19 protein-coding genes are annotated in these 17,414 nt (G+C 64.7%); 10 read left to right on the top strand and 9 right to left on the bottom strand.

Annotated features, from left to right (window positions below):
- Positions 1–4: 4 nt before the first annotated feature.
- The 9 genes from EV580_RS22365 to EV580_RS22325 form a co-directional block, all read right to left on the bottom strand.
- Positions 5–493, bottom strand: a complete 489-nt coding sequence (locus tag EV580_RS22365) for a MarR family winged helix-turn-helix transcriptional regulator (RefSeq protein WP_286171751.1) — start codon at positions 491–493, stop codon at positions 5–7.
- A gap of 235 nt (positions 494–728) precedes the next feature.
- Complete coding sequence (locus EV580_RS22360; protein ID WP_133693711.1) at positions 729–1,280, bottom strand: GNAT family N-acetyltransferase; 552 nt, start codon at positions 1,278–1,280, stop codon at positions 729–731.
- Between the two features lie 10 nt (positions 1,281–1,290).
- On the bottom strand, positions 1,291–2,184 hold the full coding sequence (locus tag EV580_RS22355; RefSeq protein ID WP_133693709.1) for a 5-oxoprolinase/urea amidolyase family protein: 894 nt from the start codon (positions 2,182–2,184) through the stop codon (positions 1,291–1,293).
- Entirely contained in the window at positions 2,181–2,804 is a 624-nt protein-coding gene (locus EV580_RS22350; RefSeq protein ID WP_133693708.1) for a 5-oxoprolinase subunit B family protein, read from the bottom strand. The genes EV580_RS22355 and EV580_RS22350 overlap by 4 nt, the downstream gene beginning before the upstream one ends.
- 17 nt (positions 2,805–2,821) lie before the next feature.
- Positions 2,822–3,535: a queuosine precursor transporter gene (locus EV580_RS22345; RefSeq protein ID WP_183504392.1), complete on the bottom strand. Its 714-nt coding sequence runs from the start codon at positions 3,533–3,535 to the stop codon at positions 2,822–2,824.
- Positions 3,536–3,557: 22 nt separating this feature from the next.
- The gene (locus EV580_RS22340; RefSeq protein ID WP_133693706.1) at positions 3,558–4,541 is read right to left on the bottom strand and encodes an ABC transporter substrate-binding protein; all 984 of its coding nucleotides are present in this window, start codon (positions 4,539–4,541) and stop codon (positions 3,558–3,560) included.
- A 9-nt stretch (positions 4,542–4,550) separates the two neighbouring features.
- A complete protein-coding gene (locus EV580_RS22335) occupies positions 4,551–5,150 on the bottom strand; it encodes a LysE/ArgO family amino acid transporter (RefSeq protein ID WP_133693705.1) in 600 nt (199 codons plus the stop codon).
- An 86-nt stretch (positions 5,151–5,236) separates the two neighbouring features.
- The gene (locus EV580_RS22330; RefSeq protein WP_133693703.1) at positions 5,237–6,085 is read right to left on the bottom strand and encodes a class I SAM-dependent methyltransferase; all 849 of its coding nucleotides are present in this window, start codon (positions 6,083–6,085) and stop codon (positions 5,237–5,239) included.
- Positions 6,086–6,103: 18 nt separating this feature from the next.
- Positions 6,104–6,676, bottom strand: a complete 573-nt coding sequence (locus EV580_RS22325) for a TetR/AcrR family transcriptional regulator (protein ID WP_183504393.1) — start codon at positions 6,674–6,676, stop codon at positions 6,104–6,106.
- Between the two features lie 145 nt (positions 6,677–6,821).
- Here EV580_RS22325 and EV580_RS22320 point away from each other — a divergent pair, with 145 nt between their 5' ends.
- From EV580_RS22320 to EV580_RS22275, 10 genes are all read left to right on the top strand, one after another.
- Positions 6,822–7,634: an oxidoreductase gene (locus tag EV580_RS22320; protein ID WP_133693702.1), complete on the top strand. Its 813-nt coding sequence runs from the start codon at positions 6,822–6,824 to the stop codon at positions 7,632–7,634.
- Complete coding sequence (locus EV580_RS22315; RefSeq protein WP_133693700.1) at positions 7,631–8,101, top strand: MmpS family transport accessory protein; 471 nt, start codon at positions 7,631–7,633, stop codon at positions 8,099–8,101. The genes EV580_RS22320 and EV580_RS22315 overlap by 4 nt, the downstream gene beginning before the upstream one ends.
- Positions 8,098–11,004 carry an MMPL/RND family transporter gene (locus tag EV580_RS22310; protein ID WP_133693699.1) on the top strand — a complete coding sequence of 969 codons (2,907 nt, stop codon included), beginning with the start codon at positions 8,098–8,100 and terminating at the stop codon, positions 11,002–11,004. The genes EV580_RS22315 and EV580_RS22310 overlap by 4 nt, the downstream gene beginning before the upstream one ends.
- Before the next feature lie 65 nt (positions 11,005–11,069).
- The gene (locus tag EV580_RS22305; protein WP_133693697.1) at positions 11,070–12,008 is read left to right on the top strand and encodes an NAD(P)/FAD-dependent oxidoreductase; all 939 of its coding nucleotides are present in this window, start codon (positions 11,070–11,072) and stop codon (positions 12,006–12,008) included.
- Between the two features lie 37 nt (positions 12,009–12,045).
- Positions 12,046–12,399, top strand: coding sequence for a DUF732 domain-containing protein (locus EV580_RS22300; protein WP_133693695.1), 354 nt, complete (start codon positions 12,046–12,048; stop codon positions 12,397–12,399).
- A 5-nt stretch (positions 12,400–12,404) separates the two neighbouring features.
- Positions 12,405–12,845: a DUF5078 domain-containing protein gene (locus EV580_RS22295; RefSeq protein ID WP_133693694.1), complete on the top strand. Its 441-nt coding sequence runs from the start codon at positions 12,405–12,407 to the stop codon at positions 12,843–12,845.
- Between the two features lie 290 nt (positions 12,846–13,135).
- Entirely contained in the window at positions 13,136–13,765 is a 630-nt protein-coding gene (locus EV580_RS22290; protein ID WP_133693692.1) for a TetR/AcrR family transcriptional regulator, read from the top strand.
- A gap of 54 nt (positions 13,766–13,819) precedes the next feature.
- The gene (locus EV580_RS22285; protein WP_133693690.1) at positions 13,820–14,602 is read left to right on the top strand and encodes a hypothetical protein; all 783 of its coding nucleotides are present in this window, start codon (positions 13,820–13,822) and stop codon (positions 14,600–14,602) included.
- 10 nt (positions 14,603–14,612) lie between these two features.
- Positions 14,613–15,233, top strand: coding sequence for a TetR/AcrR family transcriptional regulator (locus EV580_RS22280; RefSeq protein ID WP_133693688.1), 621 nt, complete (start codon positions 14,613–14,615; stop codon positions 15,231–15,233).
- A 217-nt stretch (positions 15,234–15,450) separates the two neighbouring features.
- Positions 15,451–17,403: a flavin-containing monooxygenase gene (locus tag EV580_RS22275; protein ID WP_133693686.1), complete on the top strand. Its 1,953-nt coding sequence runs from the start codon at positions 15,451–15,453 to the stop codon at positions 17,401–17,403.
- Positions 17,404–17,414: the final 11 nt, after the last annotated feature.

Genomic DNA, 17,414 nt, shown 5'->3' with positions numbered 1-17,414 from the left:
TCCGTCAGTGGATCGGCCGCGGTGCGACCGTCTCCGTCGCACAGTCCGCATTGGCGGCGAGCTTGCCGATGAGCGGAAGCGCAACGCGCGCCGCCAACCACAACTGCGTCTGCTCGTCGTCTGTGAGTGTTTCCATCAGCGCGGACAGTCGTTGCCGGCGCGTGCGCTTGCGCTCGTCGAGCACGCTCTGACCCTCGTCGGTGATCGCGACAAGGCAAGCCCGGCCGTCGTCGGGATCGGCGAGCCGGGTCACCAGGCCGGCGCGCTCCAGCCGTTGGACCAGCTGGGTCATCGAGGGCTGGCTGACCCCTTCCTTGGCGGCCAGCGTCGTCAGCCGGATCGGCCCTTCGCGACACACCCGGTTCATCGTGAATGCCGCGGACGCACTGAGGTCGGCGCGGTCGCTCAGAAATCGGATCGTGAGGTCCATTGCCTGGTCAAGGGCATCGCCGACGCTGTCGCTGACGTGCTGGTCAGTCAGCTGATTTCTCACTCGGTATCTATATCACGCGTGCTATGTAGCAGCAATAACTACCCAGCGTGACCAGGCCCTCACAGGGACCTCCCAGGTTTGCTGACCGATGGCCCGGGTGAGCCTGGAAGGACTCAGAGTTGTTGCGGTGCAGCCAGTCCAACGCGGCCGACGCCGTCATCTACAGATCCGGGCCGTCATGACCACGGCGCCCGGTTATATTCCGTTGGCTATCTATTGACGCTGATATCAGCGGCTACCAGACGTCACCGTCGCGCCAGTCGCAGGCCAGTTCCGCCGTCACGTCGACCTCGATGTCGACCGGAAGGACGAAGATCGAGTCGTCGTCGGCGGGGGTGCGCACGACCCCCGCGGGTGCCAGCACTGACGTCGGCCCCTGCCAATGCAGCCAGCCGCGCGGGCGGTAGATCTTCTCCCCGATCGGACTCGAGCTGAGCGCCCCGATCTCATACGCCCCGCGGATCACCTGCTCGATCGCGTCCATCACCGCATGCGCCAGACCCTGCCCGCGCCAGTCCTCGTGCACCGCGACGCCTTCGACATAACCGCAGCGCAAGGCCCGGCCGTCGTAGAGCAGGCGGCGCTGCACGACGGCCGCGTGCGCGACCAGGACACCGCGATGGGCGATGACGGCGTGCATCCCGCCGAGGGTGTGCTCCCAGTCGGAATCAGTGAACTCGGTCCACTCGACGAACGCCTCGGTGACCATCTGCCGGGCGTTCTGGCGGGTCTCGGTGTCCAGGTCGCTGGTGTGAACCAGCCGGGCGGTGTGGACCTGCGCGTGCACCCCCTCAGCTCTACCAGCCTGAGGAGTTCCCCGCTGCGATACGCGGTCTGCTCCAGTGCAGCCGCACGGTCTGGCCCGGTCTGATCTGGGCCACCTTGTCGGTGTCGGCATCGATGACGACACCGATGACGGGGTAACCGCCGGTGACCGGGTGGTCTGGACCGAGGATCACCGGTTGGCCGTTGGGCGGCACCTGGATCGCGCCGCGGGTGGCACCCTCACTGGGCAGCTGCCGCTCAGGCCGGCGGAAGGCAAGGGGGAGCCCGGCCAGCCGCATGCCGACCCGGTCGCTGCGGTCGGTGGCCACCCAGTCGGTGCGCACGAGGGCGTCGGGGTCGGTGAACCAGTCATCGCGAGGGCCGGGCACCACGCGCAGTTCGAGGAGATCCTCGGCGATCGCCGCCACCGGTGCCTGGTCGAGTTCGGGATAACCGTCGGCGCGCACACCTACCGGAAGCGCGTCGCCCGCCCGCAGTGGCCGAGGCCCGATCGCCGACATCATGTCGTAACTGCGTGAACCAAGAACCGGCTCGACGGCGATGCCGCCGCGCACCGCGAGATAACTGCGCAGGCCGGCCCGCGGGACGTCGAGGGTTATCACTTCGCCGGCACGTACGTGATGAATGCTGTTGGTGCCAAAAGGGATTCCGCCGACTGCAGGATCGGCGTCGGCGCCCGTGACGGCGATGTCCACGTCGCCACCGTGGACCCGTGCGGCGAATCCGCCCAGGGTGATCTCGACGGTGGCGTGGCCGTCGGGGTTGGCCACCAGGCGATTGGCCAGCCGGTGCGCGCGGCGGTCGGCCGCCCCGGAGCGTGTCACGCCGACATGAGCCAGGCCCGGCCGGCCGAGATCTTCGAGCAGCGCCAAGGGCCCGGTGCGTAACACCTCGAGAGTGATCATCGGACCGCCCGGAATCGCACCCACATGCCCGGCTCCAGCAATGCGGGTTGCGGCCGCTCGATATCCCACAGCACCGCGTCGGTTCGTCCGATCAGCTGCCAGCCACCGGGTGACTGCCGCGGGTAGATGCCGCTGAACTCGCCGGCCAGTCCCACCGAGCCGGCAGGCACCGCGGTGCGCGGATCGCTGCGCCTGGGCACCGCCAGCCGGGGATCACCGCCGACCAGGTACGCGAAACCCGGTGCGAATCCACCGAATCCGACCCGCCACGGAGTGGAGGTATGCGCGTCGATCACCGCGTCGACGTCCATCCCGGTGAGTTCGGCGACATCGGCCAGATCGGCGCCGTCGTAGACGACCTCGATTACCACCTCGGTGTCCCGGTCTGTCCTGCTGTCGGCGTCGTCGATCCGCAGCTGTGCGAGCAGCTGCCGGGTGGGTGCCTGGTGGTGCGGACCGGACAGGGTGATCAGCACGGTGCGGGCGGCGGGCACGATGTCCAGCACCTCTGGCGCCTGCGCCCGGCGCAGCGCCGCGGCGACCGCGAGCACCTGCTCGGTCGACTCACATTCGAGTAACAGAGCCTGGTCGCCGTAGTCACGGATTGTGTTGGACGCCATGAGATCTGCCGGAGGCTTCAGACCATCTGGGTGTACGTCGGCTCGTGCCGTTTGATGTAGGCGATCACCCGGTAGGTCACCGGCAGCATGACCACTTCGACGGCGGTTTTGTAGACCCACCCGAGCGCGGTGAAGGTGACGAAGTCGCCAAAGGTGTTGATGCCGATGACGTGGGCGGCGATGCTGCAGAACACCAGGGTGTCCCCGAGCTGGCCGGCGAAGGTCGATCCGACCAGCCGGGCCCAGAGGTGCTTCTCCTTGGTGCGTTCTTTGATCTTGACGACGGTCCAGGCGTTGATGGTCTGGCCGACGATGAAGCCGAGCAGACCGGCGACGATCAGGCCGGTGTAGCCATGGACGATGTTCTCGAAATGTTCCTGGTTGGTGTAGAAATCGGCCGCCGGTAGGTAGATGGTCACCCAGAATGCCAGTGCGGCCAGGATATTCATCGCGAAGCCCAGAATGATCGCCCGGCGCGCGGCCTTGAACCCGTACACCTCGGAGAGCACGTCGCCGATCACATAGGTCAGCGGGAAGACGATGAAGCCGCCGTCGGTGATGATCGACCAGTTTCCGATGATGGGGCCGAACGCGACGCCCTTGGTGGCGGTGACGTTGGAGATGATCACCAGGGCGGTGAAGACCGAGACGAAGACCGGATAATAGCGAGAACCGACCTGTGCGAATCCGGGGGTGATGGCATCGCGCGCGGTGGTCTGGCTGCTGGTCACGGTGCTATCCAAGCACGCCCGGTCAGCCCAGTGCGCGTGAGAGCAGTGGTGGCAGTTGATCGGCCACCACGGGATAGGACAGCGGCGATGCGAACGCGATCGCACCGGCGAGGTCTTTTCCGGTGAACACGTTGCGGTTCTGCTTGGTCGCGGCGAGCGCGGCGACGGCCGGATCTGCCAGCAGCGCAGCTTGTTCGGCGTCGCTCTCGGTGGACCAGATCAACACATCGGCGGCGTCGAGGGCGTCGGCGAGCTTGTCGTGCGGGATGGCCGCCCGGTGGTCGTCGGCGGCATAGGCCTGGATGCTGTCAATCACCTGAAAGCCCATGGTGGTCAGGAAATCGGTGCGCCAGCCGGGCAGCGTCGCGGTCAGGGTGCCGCCGAAGAAGTTGCCGGCCAGGAGCGCCACCTTCTTGTCTTTGAAGGCGGTGTTGTTCTTCGCGACGTCGGCGAACTTGCTGTCGACACCCGCGATCAACTGCTTCATCTGCCTGCCCTGGAACACCGCCGTCCCCACCGCGGTGGCCTGGTCCTTCCATGGTTCGAAGAAGGCATTGTCGGATTGGGCGATGGTCGGCGCGATCGCCGTGAGCTTCTTGTAGGTGTCCTCGTCGAGCCCGGCGTTGACCGCGACGATCAGATCCGGTTTGAGCGCGGCGATCTGGTCCACTTGAATTCCGTTGTCCAGGTTGAGGACAACGGGCTGGGCGGCGCCGAGTTTGGGTTGCGCCCACGGCCAGACCCCGAACGGTTGGTCTCCGAACCAGTTGGTCACGGCGATGGGTACGACGCCGACGGCAAGGAGATCGTCCTGCTCGGTGAAGCCGGCACTGACGACCCGTTTGGGCGGTGCCGAGATGGTCGTTTCGCCGAAGAGATGTTTGATGGTCACCGACTTGGGGGCGGCGTCGTCGCTCGATCCGTCCGACGAACACGCCGCGACCAGCAGCGCGCCCGCCGCGCCCGCGGCTCCCAGGAACCCCCGCCTCGACCACTGCGCCCTCACGGCGCGAGATTAGCTCACCACCAGCGAGATGCCGAGTCCAATCATCGTGGCGGCGATCAGGCCGTCCAGAATCCGCCATGTCAGCGGAGTGGCGAACAGGCCGGCCAGCCGCCGCGCGCCGAACCCCAGACTGAAGAACCAGACCACGCTCGCGGTCACCGCGCCGATCCCGAACAACCACCGGCTGTCGGAGTGCTGGTTGGCCAGCGTCCCGATCAAGACCACCGTGTCGAGGTAGACGTGCGGGTTGAGAAACGTCATGGCCAGGCACGTCAGCACGACGGAGATCAGGCGGGCGGACCCCTTCTGCGCCGGCGCCATACTCGACGGGCGCAACGCACGGCGGGCGGCCAGGGCGCCGTAGACGAACAGGAACCCGGCGCCGCCGATCTTGGCCACCGTGACGGCCTGGGGATGAGCGGTGATGACCGCCCCGATGCCGGCGATCCCGGCGGTGATCAACAACAGGTCGGAGACCGCGCACACGCTGACGACCGCGAGGACGTGCTCACCGCGGATGCCCTGACGCAGCACGAATGCGTTCTGGGCGCCGATCGCCGCGATCAGGGTGAATGACGTCAGAAATCCGATGAGGAGGGGCGAGGTCATGGAGTCGACGGTATGAACTGCCACTACGGGAGTCCAGCTAAAGATTTTTCAGCAGGTTAAGTTCAACTAATCAGGCGGGTGGGGCGTCATGCCGATACTTGGGCGCTGATCATCCAGCACGCGGCGGTGTACCGAACCTCGGTTCCGTGCACAAAGGGATCAAACGCGGGACGGACGGCCTCGATGACGCGGGCGCGGGTCCGCTCATCGGCGCCTTGAAGTGCTAGACCAACAGGACCCAGCCGCGTGAAGAAGCCGATCAACTCCGGCTCGGGCAGCGCGCACCCGACATCGATCGGCTGGAGGTCGACGTCGGTCCAGCCACCCGAGTCGAGAATCGCAGCGACCCGTTGCGGGTCCCCGAACGAGAACTGTCCCGGGCCGTCTGCTGGGGGGACGGCAATATTCGGCAGCAGCGGGGCCGCCTCACGCAGGCCGGTCGTCATGAACGGATTCTCCGCGGCGCTGCGCCAGGCGACGAGGTGAAGCGCGCCGTCGTCCGTTGCGGCGCGCCGCAGGTTCGCGAAGGCCTCGACCGGGTCGTTGAAGAACATCACGCCGAATCGCGAGATGATCGTGTCGACGCTGGCAGGCTCAAACGGATGGGTTTGCACATCGGCGAGAATGAAACTCGCTGGTGTGCCATCCCTTTCGGCCCTGGCGCGGGCGGCGGCGATCATGGGCTCGGACACGTCGGCGCCGACGCACTGACCCTCGGCGCCGAGCCTGCGGGCGACGGCGAGGGTGGTGCCGCCCGTGCCGCAGCCGACGTCAAGCACCCGCCGCCCCGATCCGGCAGCCACGGCGTCGACGAGCAGTTCTTCCAATCCCTTCATCATCCGGTCCAGCAGGTCCTGCGCGTCGACCCAGGCACACCCCGTTGTTGTGCTCCAGTGGTTGGTCTGTTCGTCGTTGGCCGGTTGTGGGACATCCATGCCGGTGTTCCTGTCGCGCTAGGGAGCCGGGCAGATGCCGCGCTCGAAGGTCCGGATGATCAGTGGTGCGATGGTGTGCCGCGGCAGTGCGCCGGCCATGGTTTGCTCACAGCCCTGCAGGATCAATCCGTAGAGCGCGTGCCGAACCCAGGTCGGGTTGAGGTCCGGGTCGAACACGCCTTCATGCTGTCCGCGTGTGACCAGGTTGAGCACCAACTCGAAAGTCGGGGACTGGGGCGGCTGAATATCGCGCAGCACCGCCGGGTCACCGAACAGGAAGACCAGCCGTTCACCGATCGAGACGGCTGCAGTGATGAAGCGCCGCATCGCGTCGAGCGCGGGTCCGTCCTCGGTGGCGGCCTCGTCTGCCGCTTCATTGACCACCCTTATCGCGTCCAAGGTCGCCTCGTGGATCAGCGTCTCGCGGTCGGCGAAGTAGCGGTGCAGCGTCGTGCGGCCCACCCCTGCCGCGGCAGCGATCTCCGGCATGGTTGCCGTCCGGTTCGCAGCCAGCGCAGCGGCCGTAGCTGCGAGGATCGCGGCTCTGGTGCGTGCTTGCACACCAGAAAGTTGCTTTGCCGACACGGACACGATGTGATCCTAGCCTGTCCCGGAATAGAACGTTGACGTTCCGATATTGAACGGTTATGTTCTGTATGGTCCGCGAGCGAGCGAACATCGGCTGAGTTTCTTCTCGTCAAGCGCACCACCGCCACACCGTTAGGAAGCGATTCACATGTCAACAGCACGACCCGTCGCACTCGTAACCGGCGCCAACTCTGGCCTTGGCAAGTTCGCTGCACGCGCTCTGATCGAGGCGGGATTCACCGTCGTGGGCACAAGCCGCAATACGGCGGGCCTGGAGTCCAATCAGGGGGTGACGTTCGTCGATCTCGATGTCACCCGTGATGAATCGGTCGCGTCCGCGGTTGATGCCGTGATCGCGCAGTTCGGGCGGATCGACGTCCTGGTCAACAACGCCGGTATGGGGCTGGCGGGAGCCAGCGAGGAGAACTCGATCGCCCAGGCACAGCGACTGTTCGATATCAACGTATTCGGTGTCATGCGTATGACCAACGCCGTTCTGCCGCACATGCGCAAGCAGGGCAGCGGGCGCATCATCAACATTTCGTCGATCTTCGGATTGATGCCGGCGCCGTACATGGCCGCGTACAGCGCGACCAAGTACGCCGTCGAGGGCTACTCCGAATCGGTCGACCATGAGGTCCGCGAGCACAACATCCGCGTGCTTCTTGTCGAACCTGGCGGAACCAGAACTGGTTTCGACGACAACACGGCCAAGCCGGACAATCCGTTGGCGGTCTATGAACGGCAGCGGGAGCGCTCCAACGGGGCAGTGTCCGAACAGGTCAACAACGGCGACGATCCCGTCGTCGTGGCGAAGCAAATCGTGGCCGCCGCGACGGACTCGACGCCGAAGCCGCGTTACCCCGCCGGCTCAGCGCGCCAACTCAGTGCGATGCGGCGCTTCGCTCCCCGCAGGATCTTCGACAAACAGTTGCGCAAGTCCCTGGGCGTCGAGGGATGACGAGCCGATCTGGCGGCAAGCCGGACCGTCTTCGAATTCGGCGGGCGGCCACTCGCCAATGGGCGGTGCTCGTGGCGATCGTGGTGGTAGCCCTGGTTATCAGCGGCATCTACCGGTTGCACGGCATCTTCGGATCACAGCACCAAACATCAAGGCCCTCAGCTGATTCGCCCGAAAACACCGGATTCAACCCCAAACGGGTCCACCTGCAGGTCCTCGGAGATCCCGGCGCGCGGGCAACCATCAACTTCCTCGACGAGAACGCTCAACCCCAGCGCGTCGACGACGCACCCCTGCCGTGGTCGCACGACTTGGTCACCGAAGATACGACGCTGTTCGCCGACCTACGCGCACAGGGGGATTCGAGCAGCATCACCTGCCGGATCACCGTCAATGGCATCGTCAAAGAGGAAAGGTCCACGAACGACGTGAACGGATACATCGCCTGTCTGGACAAGACGGCGTGAGCCAGCACGGGACGGCGGGATCCGACCGTTCTCGGGCAGCGCGTGTCATCCGCAGGCTTACGCTCCCGATCATTCTGTCCTGGGTCGCGGTCGCCGGCCTGACGAACGTGCTTGTGCCCCAACTCGAGATCGTCGGTACCGAGCGTTCGGTTGCCTTGAACGCGCCAGATTCGCCATCGGTCATGGACATGAAGCACATCGGGGAGAAGTTCGGCGAGTTCAACTCCGACAGTGCAGCCGTCGTCGTGCTCGAAGGCGATCAACCGCTAGGCCAGGACGCGCACACCTACTACGACAGCCTCGTCGCGAAGTTGCGAGCTGATACCAAACACGTCCAGCACGTACAGGACTTCTGGGGCGATTCGGTCACCGCGGGCGGCGCCCAGAGCAAGGACGGCAAGGCAGCGCTCGTACAGGTCTACCTCGACGGCAACCAAGGGCAGGCGCGATCCAATCAATCCGTCGACAGCATCCGCCAGATCGTGGCCGACACGCCGCCCCCGCCGGGACTGAAGGCGTACGTCACCGGCGCCGCCCCATTGATCACCGATAACTTCGAGATCGGCAACGAAGGCACCCACCTCATCACGGCCGTCACGTTTCTCGTCATCGCGGTGATGCTGCTCATCGTCTACCGCTCAGTGGTCACCATGCTGATCGTTCTCCTCGTGGTCGCGGTTGAACTCGCCGCAACGCGCGGGGTGGTCGCACTGCTGGGCAACGCGGGCCTGTTCGACCTCTCCACCTACGCTGTGAACCTGCTGACGGGCATGGCCATCGCCGCGGGAACCGACTACGCCATCTTCCTCGTCGGGCGGTACCAAGAAGCCCGGGGCAAGGGCCTGGACCGCGAGGCGGCTTACCACGACATGTTCGGTGGCACCGTCCACGTCATCGTCGGCTCCGGGCTCACCATTGTGGGAGCAGTGGCGTGCCTGCACTTCACCCGACTCCCGTATTTCAGCAGCATCGGCATCCCCACGGCGCTGGGCCTCGTCGTGACGTTGACCGCGGCTCTGACCCTCGGACCGGCGGTGGTGACGACCGCTTCGCGGTTCGGGTTCCTCGATCCCAAACGTGTGCTTCGCACCACGGGCTGGCGCCGTGTCGGCACGACGATCGTGCGGTGGCCGGGGCCCGTGCTCGTCGTCGCGTTGGCTGTGTCCGCGGTAGGCCTACTCGCGCTGCCGGGAGCGCAGATCAGCTTCGACGGACGGCCCTACATGCCCGATAGCGCGCCGGCCAACGTCGGTTACACCGCCGCGGAGCGCCACTTCTCGGAAGCGCGGCTCAACCCCGAGTTGCTCATGATCGAATCCGATCACGACATGCGTAATCCCGCGGACATGTTGACCCTGGAACGCGTGGCCAAGGCGGTGTTGCACACCCCCGGAGTCGCACTGGTGCAGTCGATCACGCGGCCCCTCGGTACTCCGATCAAGCACAGTTCCATTCCGTTTCAGATAAGCGCCCAGAGCGCAGGCCAGGTCATGAACCTGAGCTACCAGGAGGACAGGGCCCGCGACCTCCTGACCCAAATCGATCAAACCGGCAAGGCGATCGATATCTTGCAGCGTCAGCTCTCCTTGCAGCAGCAAGCCACGAATGCCACCGACGAGCAGGTGCGCGCCTTCCACGACACCGTCGCCACCATCAACGAGATCCGAGACAACCTCGCGAACTTCGACGACTTCTTCCGACCGCTACGCAACTATTTTTATTGGGAGCCACACTGCTACGACATCCCGTCGTGTGCTGCCTTCCGATCGGTATTCGACTCCCTCGACGGGATCTCAAGACTCAGTGATCAATTCGGCAAGATCACCGCGAGTCTCGACAAGCTCAATGCGCTACAGCCGCAGGTGCTGTCGCTGATCCCACCTCAGGTGGACATCCAGGAGACCAATCGCGCGTTGCTGCAGTCGAATTACGCCACGGTCAACGGAACCCTGACACAGGGCCGCGAAGCACTGGAAAACGCCACCGCGCTCGGCAAGGCCTTCGACGATGCCAAGAACGACGATTCGTTCTACCTGCCGCCGGAGGCGTTCGACAACGCCGATTTCAAGCGCGGTCTCGAGCTGTTCATGTCGCCCGATGGCAAGGCCGCACGGATGACGATCACGCACGAGGGTAAACCCGCCAGCCCCGAGGGCATCTCGCATATCGACGCCATCCGCAATTCTGCCTTCGACGCGATCAAGGCAACCCCCCTTTCCGACGCCAGGATCTACATCGCCGGGACGGCGTCGACTTACAAGGACATCCAGGAGGCGTCGCTCTACGACCTGATGATCGTCACGATGGCGGCGGTCGCGTTGATCCTGCTGGTGATGATCTTCGTCACCCGCAGTTTCGTGGCCGCGATCGTGATCGTGGGCACTGTCGTCCTTTCGCTAGGAGCGGCGCTCGGGCTATCGATCCTGGTGTGGCAGTACATCTTCGGAGTCGAGCTGTTCTGGCTCGTGCCCGCTCTGGCCATCATCATCCTGCTCGCGGTCGGGGCCGACTACAACCTGCTGCTGATCTCCCGGTTCAAGGAGGAGGTAGGTGCCGGATTGAATACCGGCATCATCCGCGCGATGGGCGGCACCGGCGGAGTGGTCACCGCCGCAGGACTGGTGTTCGCCTTCACGCTCGGCTCGTTCATCGTGAGCGACCTGGTCATGATCCAGCAGATCGGCACCACGATCTGCCTCGGCCTCATCTTCGACACGTTGATTGTGCGCTCGCTCATGACACCGTCGATCGCGGCGCTACTGGGCCGCTGGTTCTGGTGGCCCCTGAACGTGCGCACCAGGCCGGCCAGTCAGATGCTGCAGCCGTTCGGCTCGCGGATCTCCGTCCGAAAACTGTTGGGACCAGATCCCAGACCCTCAACGGGCGGGACTGGTGGGGCATGACCGGGCGGGCGGATCGCATATCGAAGACGTTGCGGCACAATCAAATCAATGAGGAGAACTGGATCATGAACACTACATGGGACTGCGTTGTCATCGGTGGCGGAGCCGCAGGCTTGAGCGCGGGTCTCGTACTGGGCCGAGCGCGGCGGCGAACGCTTCTGGTCGATGCGGGACAGCAGAACAACTTGGCCGCCCACGGAATCGGCGGGTTGTTGGGTCACGACGGTCGGCCGCCGAGTGAGCTGTACGAGGCCGGGCGGCGGGAGATTGCCGCCTACCCGTCCGTCGAAGTGCGGACCGGTGAAGTAGTGGCGGGTGAGCGTGCCGGCGATGTGTTCGAACTGGAACTGTCCGACGGTCGGCGTGAACGCGCGCGGCGGCTGCTGCTGGCCGCTGGCATGGAGTATCGGCCGCCTGCGCTGCCCGGGCTCGCGGAGTTGTGGGGGCGGTCTGTGTTCCACTGCCCGTTCTGCCACGGCTGGGAGGTTCGCGATCAACCGTTGGCGGTATTGGCGAACGGCAAGCGGGCCCTGCAATCATCGGTATTGCTGCGCGGATGGAGTGACGACGTTGTACTCCTGACTGGAGGACCTGCGGAGCTCGATGGTGATGCCCGATCCCTGTTGGCCGCCGCACAAATCCCGGTCGACGAGCGGTCCATTGCCCAACTCGACTCAACCAATGGCGAATTGGAAGCCATCGTGTTCACCGACGGAACTCGGCTGGCGCGCAGCGGTCTGCTGGTCGCGACGACAATCCATCAACGGTCGCAGTTGGCTGAACAACTCGGCGTCGGATTCGGTGAGCCGACGCCGACGACGGCGAATCCCATCGCAATCGATGCGCTCTGCCGGACAACGGTTCCCGGAGTCTTCGCGGCCGGTGACAACGCCACAGCGCAAATGCCGCAGGTGGCCTCGGCGATTGCGACAGGTTCCCTCGCTGCGACGTCGATTGTGCAGAGTTTGTTGGCCGAGGACGCCGGCCTACCGGCACCGGAATGAACGGGACACCGGCAGCACCACCGACAGGAGCAACCGTATGAGAGCAATCACGAGTGTGAGCGCCTGGGTGCTGCCGGGGATCGTGGCGGTCGTGGCCGGCATCGCTGTTGCAGGGCCTGCGCACGCCGATCCCGACACCGATTTCGCCAACGAACTCCACACGTACGGCATCTTTGGGCCGAAGGACTACAACGCGTGGATCGGGAAGATCACGTGCAAGCGGCTCAACAACGGGCTCGACCCAGATGCCGAGAAGTCCGCGACGTTCGTCTTCGCTCAACTGCCGAAGGGCAGCACGACCGATCAGACGTGGCAGTTCCTTGGCGCCGCGATCGACACCTACTGCCCCGAACTGGCGCCCGTGCTGCACCGGGAAGCTGAACTGGGTTGAGCGCCATGAATTTACACGCAGGGTTGGTGGCGATCGTGACGAGTGGAACCATCCTCGCCACAGCCGGAGTCGCGTCGGCTGACGCTAGCGACGACTACCCGATTCCGAGTCGGATCCTGAAGACCACCTGCACCGTCGACCAGTACATGGCTGCCGTACGCGACGTGGATCCGGTCTACTACGAGCGCTACATGACCGACTACAAGAACCGGCCCGCCGATATCCAAGAGGGCGCCCGCGATCGCATCTACTGGTTCTTCTCCCCGGACTACGTTGCCCGCCGACAGTATTCGGACGACACCGCGACCAAGGTCTACTACGAGCAGGTGGCGACCCGTTGGGGAAACTGGGCCAAATTGTTCTTCAACAACAAGGGTGTCGTCGCGCACGGCACTGACATCTGCCTGGACTACCCGCCGAACGACGCGTCCGTCTGGGACTGGTAACGACCGGACCTTGTCCCGTGGTCTGAGGCGTGCACACTGACCGTCGACACTCTGTCATCCACCGCGAGTCTGAGACGGGCCCTGCGCGTCTGACGCCCCGACTCCAGACAGGGCACGCCGACCTTTCTTCGGCCGCTGGTGCACGGTGGCGTCCGAATCGGGTACTCGTCACGCTGGTCACCAAATCTACGCTCTTGCTCAATGTGACAACTGACAAGAAAAGATGATTGTAAAATTCTGTGAGATCGCGGGCTGTGGCTTGGCCCAGCGACAGGTCGACAGGAGACATTATGGGGCGCCGACGGGGCGGCACCGGACTCAGTGTCGACGCCGATGAGGCGCGACAGCAGATCTTGGGTGCCGCTGAGCAGGTCATTCTGCGGTTCGGCGTCGACAAGACCACGATGGACGACATCGCCAAGGAAGTCGGCGTGTCCCGCCCGACGGTCTACCGCTACTTCAGCGACCGCGACGCGTTGCTGGGTGCGCTCATCGAGCGGCGGTCGCGGATGTTGTTCGAACGCGCGAGAACCTTCATCGCCAGTCACGAGACGTTCGCCGAACAACTCGTCGAGGGTCTGATCTATCTGGTCGACCATGGGCGCAGGGACCCGATCGTGCGCATCCTGGTCAGCCCCGAACACATGGAGATGGCCACCACGCTGGTCGGCGGAGCCGGTCTGGCCGCCGCACTGACCGCCGAAATGTGGGAGCCGATCCTCAAGGCTGCGGCCGAACGTGGCGAGATCCGCGACGATCTCGCAATGGGCGATGTGGCGGAATGGCTGGCCCTGGTGCAGTTCATTCTCGTCGGGCGCCTCGATTTCGCGCGAGCCGACGATCCGGGCCACCGCGTCCTGCTGCGGTCCTTCGTGCTGCCGGCCTTCCTGCCTGCCGGCGTCAGCGCGCCCGCGCGGTAGCGGCAGACCGCCCAACTCTTCCTATATCGAGACGATTCGTATCATAATCGGGTCATGTACGACCCGCAGATGATCCTTACCGCGATCGACCAGCACAAGATCCCGATTCTGATCGGCTTCGGGTTGGCGATGGTGTTGCAGAACATCGCCATGGTGACCGCGGTCGTGATGACCCGCCGCGAAGGCTGGATCTCGATTCCACTCCCGTGCACGTACCTGTGGTTCGCTCACGATCTCGGCGTGGTGGCCCGATTCGACACCTGGTTCAACACCTACGACCACTGGTTCCTGAAACTGTTCTGGGTCGGGCTGTTGACCGCATTCCTGCTCGAGCTGGTGTTTCTGTACCAGGCGATCGCCGTCGGGCGCCGCGAGTACCTGCCCAATGGCGGTCGCGCGGCCTGGGGTGCCCTCGTCATCGCCGGCGCGGCGGCGATGGTGATCCTGTGGGAGTACCTCAAGTCACTGTGGGGGGATCCGCTCTACCAGGCGGCACCGGCCATCACCCTGTTCGCCCTGCCGGTCGCGACGACCGCGCTGATTCTGCGGCGCCGCTCGGCGGTGAGCCAGCACGCGCTGATGTACGGCTGTTTCGCCGCGATGGTCGTGTTGTGGTGGGGAGTCACGGCCACGTTCTACGGGCCGTTCTTCACCACTTGGCAGTACCTCACGGTGGGTGCCGCGGCATTCGTGATGCTGGTCGGCGTCACGGTCCTCGTTGCTCGGCTGCGCAGCGGCGCGGCGACGTTGGGCCCATCCGGGATTTCGGAGCAGCCTGCCTCTAAAATCGACGCCATGACAGCGCCGGGCTCTGCGCCTGCGCGCTCCCGCGTCTGATGAGGTGTCGATGTCAACCGAAGTGAACGGCGGTCGTCCGTCTCGGTCCAGGGGACGTCCACGCCTGGAGATCGACCGGGACGCGGTCGCCGACGCGGTGGCTGAGCTCTTCTCCGAAGGCGGCATCGAAGCGGTGTCGATCGCGGACACCGCCGAGAAGCTCTCGGTATCGCGCGCGACGCTGTATCGCACGGTGCCCACCAAGGAAGAGCTGCTGGGGATTCTGTTCGAGCGAAGCACGCGCGAGCTCACCGAGCGCACCGATGCCGTGCTGGCGTCGACCTCTGAACCTGACCAGCAACTCGTCGAACTGATCAGACTGCAGGCCGAGGCGGCCATCCAGATGCGCAGCTACATGCCGGTGTTCTTCGGCGGAGGCGGGCTGCCGCCCGACGTTTTCATGCGGTGGCGCAAATGGAGCCGGCAGTTCGAAAAGCGCTGGTCGACTGTCGTTGCGGCTTGTATGGACAAGGGTTGCCTGGACAAGAACGATCCCGTGGTGGCCACCAGGTTGATCCTCGGCATGATCATCTGGGTGTCGCGGTGGTACCGGCCGAGCGAGAAGATCACGGCCGATCAGATCGCGGATTCGGCGATCACCCTGCTGCGATTGAAGCTGCCGAAGGCCTGACGCCCGGCTGATCGGGTGCCGCCCGCCGCGGTGGCGAATACAACCATCACTTGCACAGGTGACGGGCTGCCTCCTGCATGCCTCCGCTCGATGGCCAAACAGTACAAGGGATCTCGCAGGAGGATTGCGCGTACTCAACCCCGACGCTATATTGAGACGCATAAGTTCAAAAACATGGTGGCCAGGTCAGGACCACTACATCGCGAAGGTTGGGGTCATGCACACGTCGTATCAGGTGCCCTCGGCGGCACCTCGGGAATGGGTTGATGCGATCCGCGAGGCTCTGCCCGACGGCAACATTCCGACGTTGCTGATGGTTCTTCGTCATCTGACGGGCGATCCGAAGTGGACAGCGGAGCCGTACCGGCCTTTGCGCGGTAAACCGCTGGATGACAACGACTCTGGCGAGTTGCCGGCCGAGATCCAGCGCGAGGTGCGCGAGGCGGTCCTGGATGCGGTGATCGCGTATCGGGAAGGCCGGCTAGCTCCGGTGCAACCGGCGCCGGAGGCGGTCGCCGAGATGCTGGCCTGTGCGATGGTCGAGGACGTCCCCGCGGAGTACGGCGAACTCCTCTCGGAGGAGATGGGTTTCATCTCCCGCGACGTGGCACTGCCCGATGAGGCCCGCGATCCCGACTTTCGGGTGGTGATCATCGGAGCGGGCCTCTCGGGTCTTGCCATGGGCATTCAACTCGCCTCTGCCGGAGTGAATTTCACGATTCTGGAGAAGGACGACGACCTCGGCGGCACCTGGCTGGAGAACGTCTATCCCGGGTGCGGCGTGGATACCCCCGGGCACCTCTACACGTTCTCGTTTGCGCCCAATCCGGACATCACCCGCTACTTCGCCAGGCAGGCGGAGGTGCAGGGCTACCTGCAGCACCTCGCTGACCAGTTCGACCTGCGGCGGCACATCCAATTCGGGACCGAAGTGGCGGCCGTGCGCTACGAGTCGGGAGACGGCCGCTGGACCATCGACACCCGTGCGAACGGGCAGGCCGAGACCATTCGTGCCGATGTCGTCATCAGCGCCGTGGGTATGGTCAACCGTCCGTCGATCCCCGAACTGCCGGGGCTGGACGAGTTTCCCGGTCCTGTACTGCACACCGCCGCATGGGATCCCGCGGTAGACCTGAGCGGCAAGCGGGTGGCGGTGATCGGCAGTGCCGCCAGCGCGATGCAACTGGTGCCGTCGATCGCCGACGACGCCGCACACGTGACGGTGTTCCAGCGATCAAAACAATGGGCGGTGCCACACCCCAACTACCATCGCGAAGTCCCGTCGACCGTCCAGTTCCTCATGCGAGAGGTCCCGTTCTACCTTCAGTGGTATCGGTTGCGGGCATTCTGGAACTTCAGCGACCGGCTGCATTCCTCGCTGCAGATCGACCCGAACTGGGAGCATCCGGAACGCTCGGTCAACGCCACCAACGAGCGGCACCGGGTGTTCTTGACCAAGTACATCAAGGATCAACTCGGCGACCGAACCGATCTGATCGACGCTTGCCTGCCCGATTACCCGCCCTATGGCAAGCGGCCCCTGATCGACAACAACTGGTATCGCACGATGACGCGCGATGACGTCACGTTGGTCGACGCGGCCGTGGCCAAGATCGACGGAAGCCGCGTCGTCGCGGTGTCGGGCGATGCTTGCGATGCCGATGTGATCGCGCTGGCAACCGGATTCAACATCCTGCAGTTCCTCTGGCCGATGGACATCGTCGGGCGCTCGGGCAAAACACTGCGTGAGCAATGGGGAGTGCACGACGCCAAGGCGTACCTGGGCGTGACCGTGCCCGACTTCCCGAACTTCTTCATCCTCAACGGCCCCAACACCAATGCCGGACATGGCGGTAGCGCCATTCATGCGACCGAGTTCCAGGTGCGCTACGTCATGGAGGCGATCGGGGCATTGCTGCAGACCCCGTCGGGGGTGATCGAGGTGGATCGGGATCGCTTCGAGGATTACAACGCGAAGTTGGATGAGGCTCTCTCGCATTGCATCTGGTCGCACCCGGGCATGACAACCTACTACCGCAACGAGTTCGGCCGCATCGTGGTGACCGGGCCGTGGAAGTACATCGACTATTGGCGGCTGCTATTGCCGTTCGACCGCGCCGACTACCACGAGGTGAAGGCGTCGGTCGACGCCGGTGAGCTGACGGGCTGACCGGCGAGGGC

The organism is Mycobacterium sp. BK086, from assembly GCA_004362315.1.
Classification (GTDB): Bacteria; Actinomycetota; Actinomycetes; order Mycobacteriales; family Mycobacteriaceae; genus Mycobacterium.
This window is presented reverse-complemented; position numbering and strand designations above follow the sequence as displayed.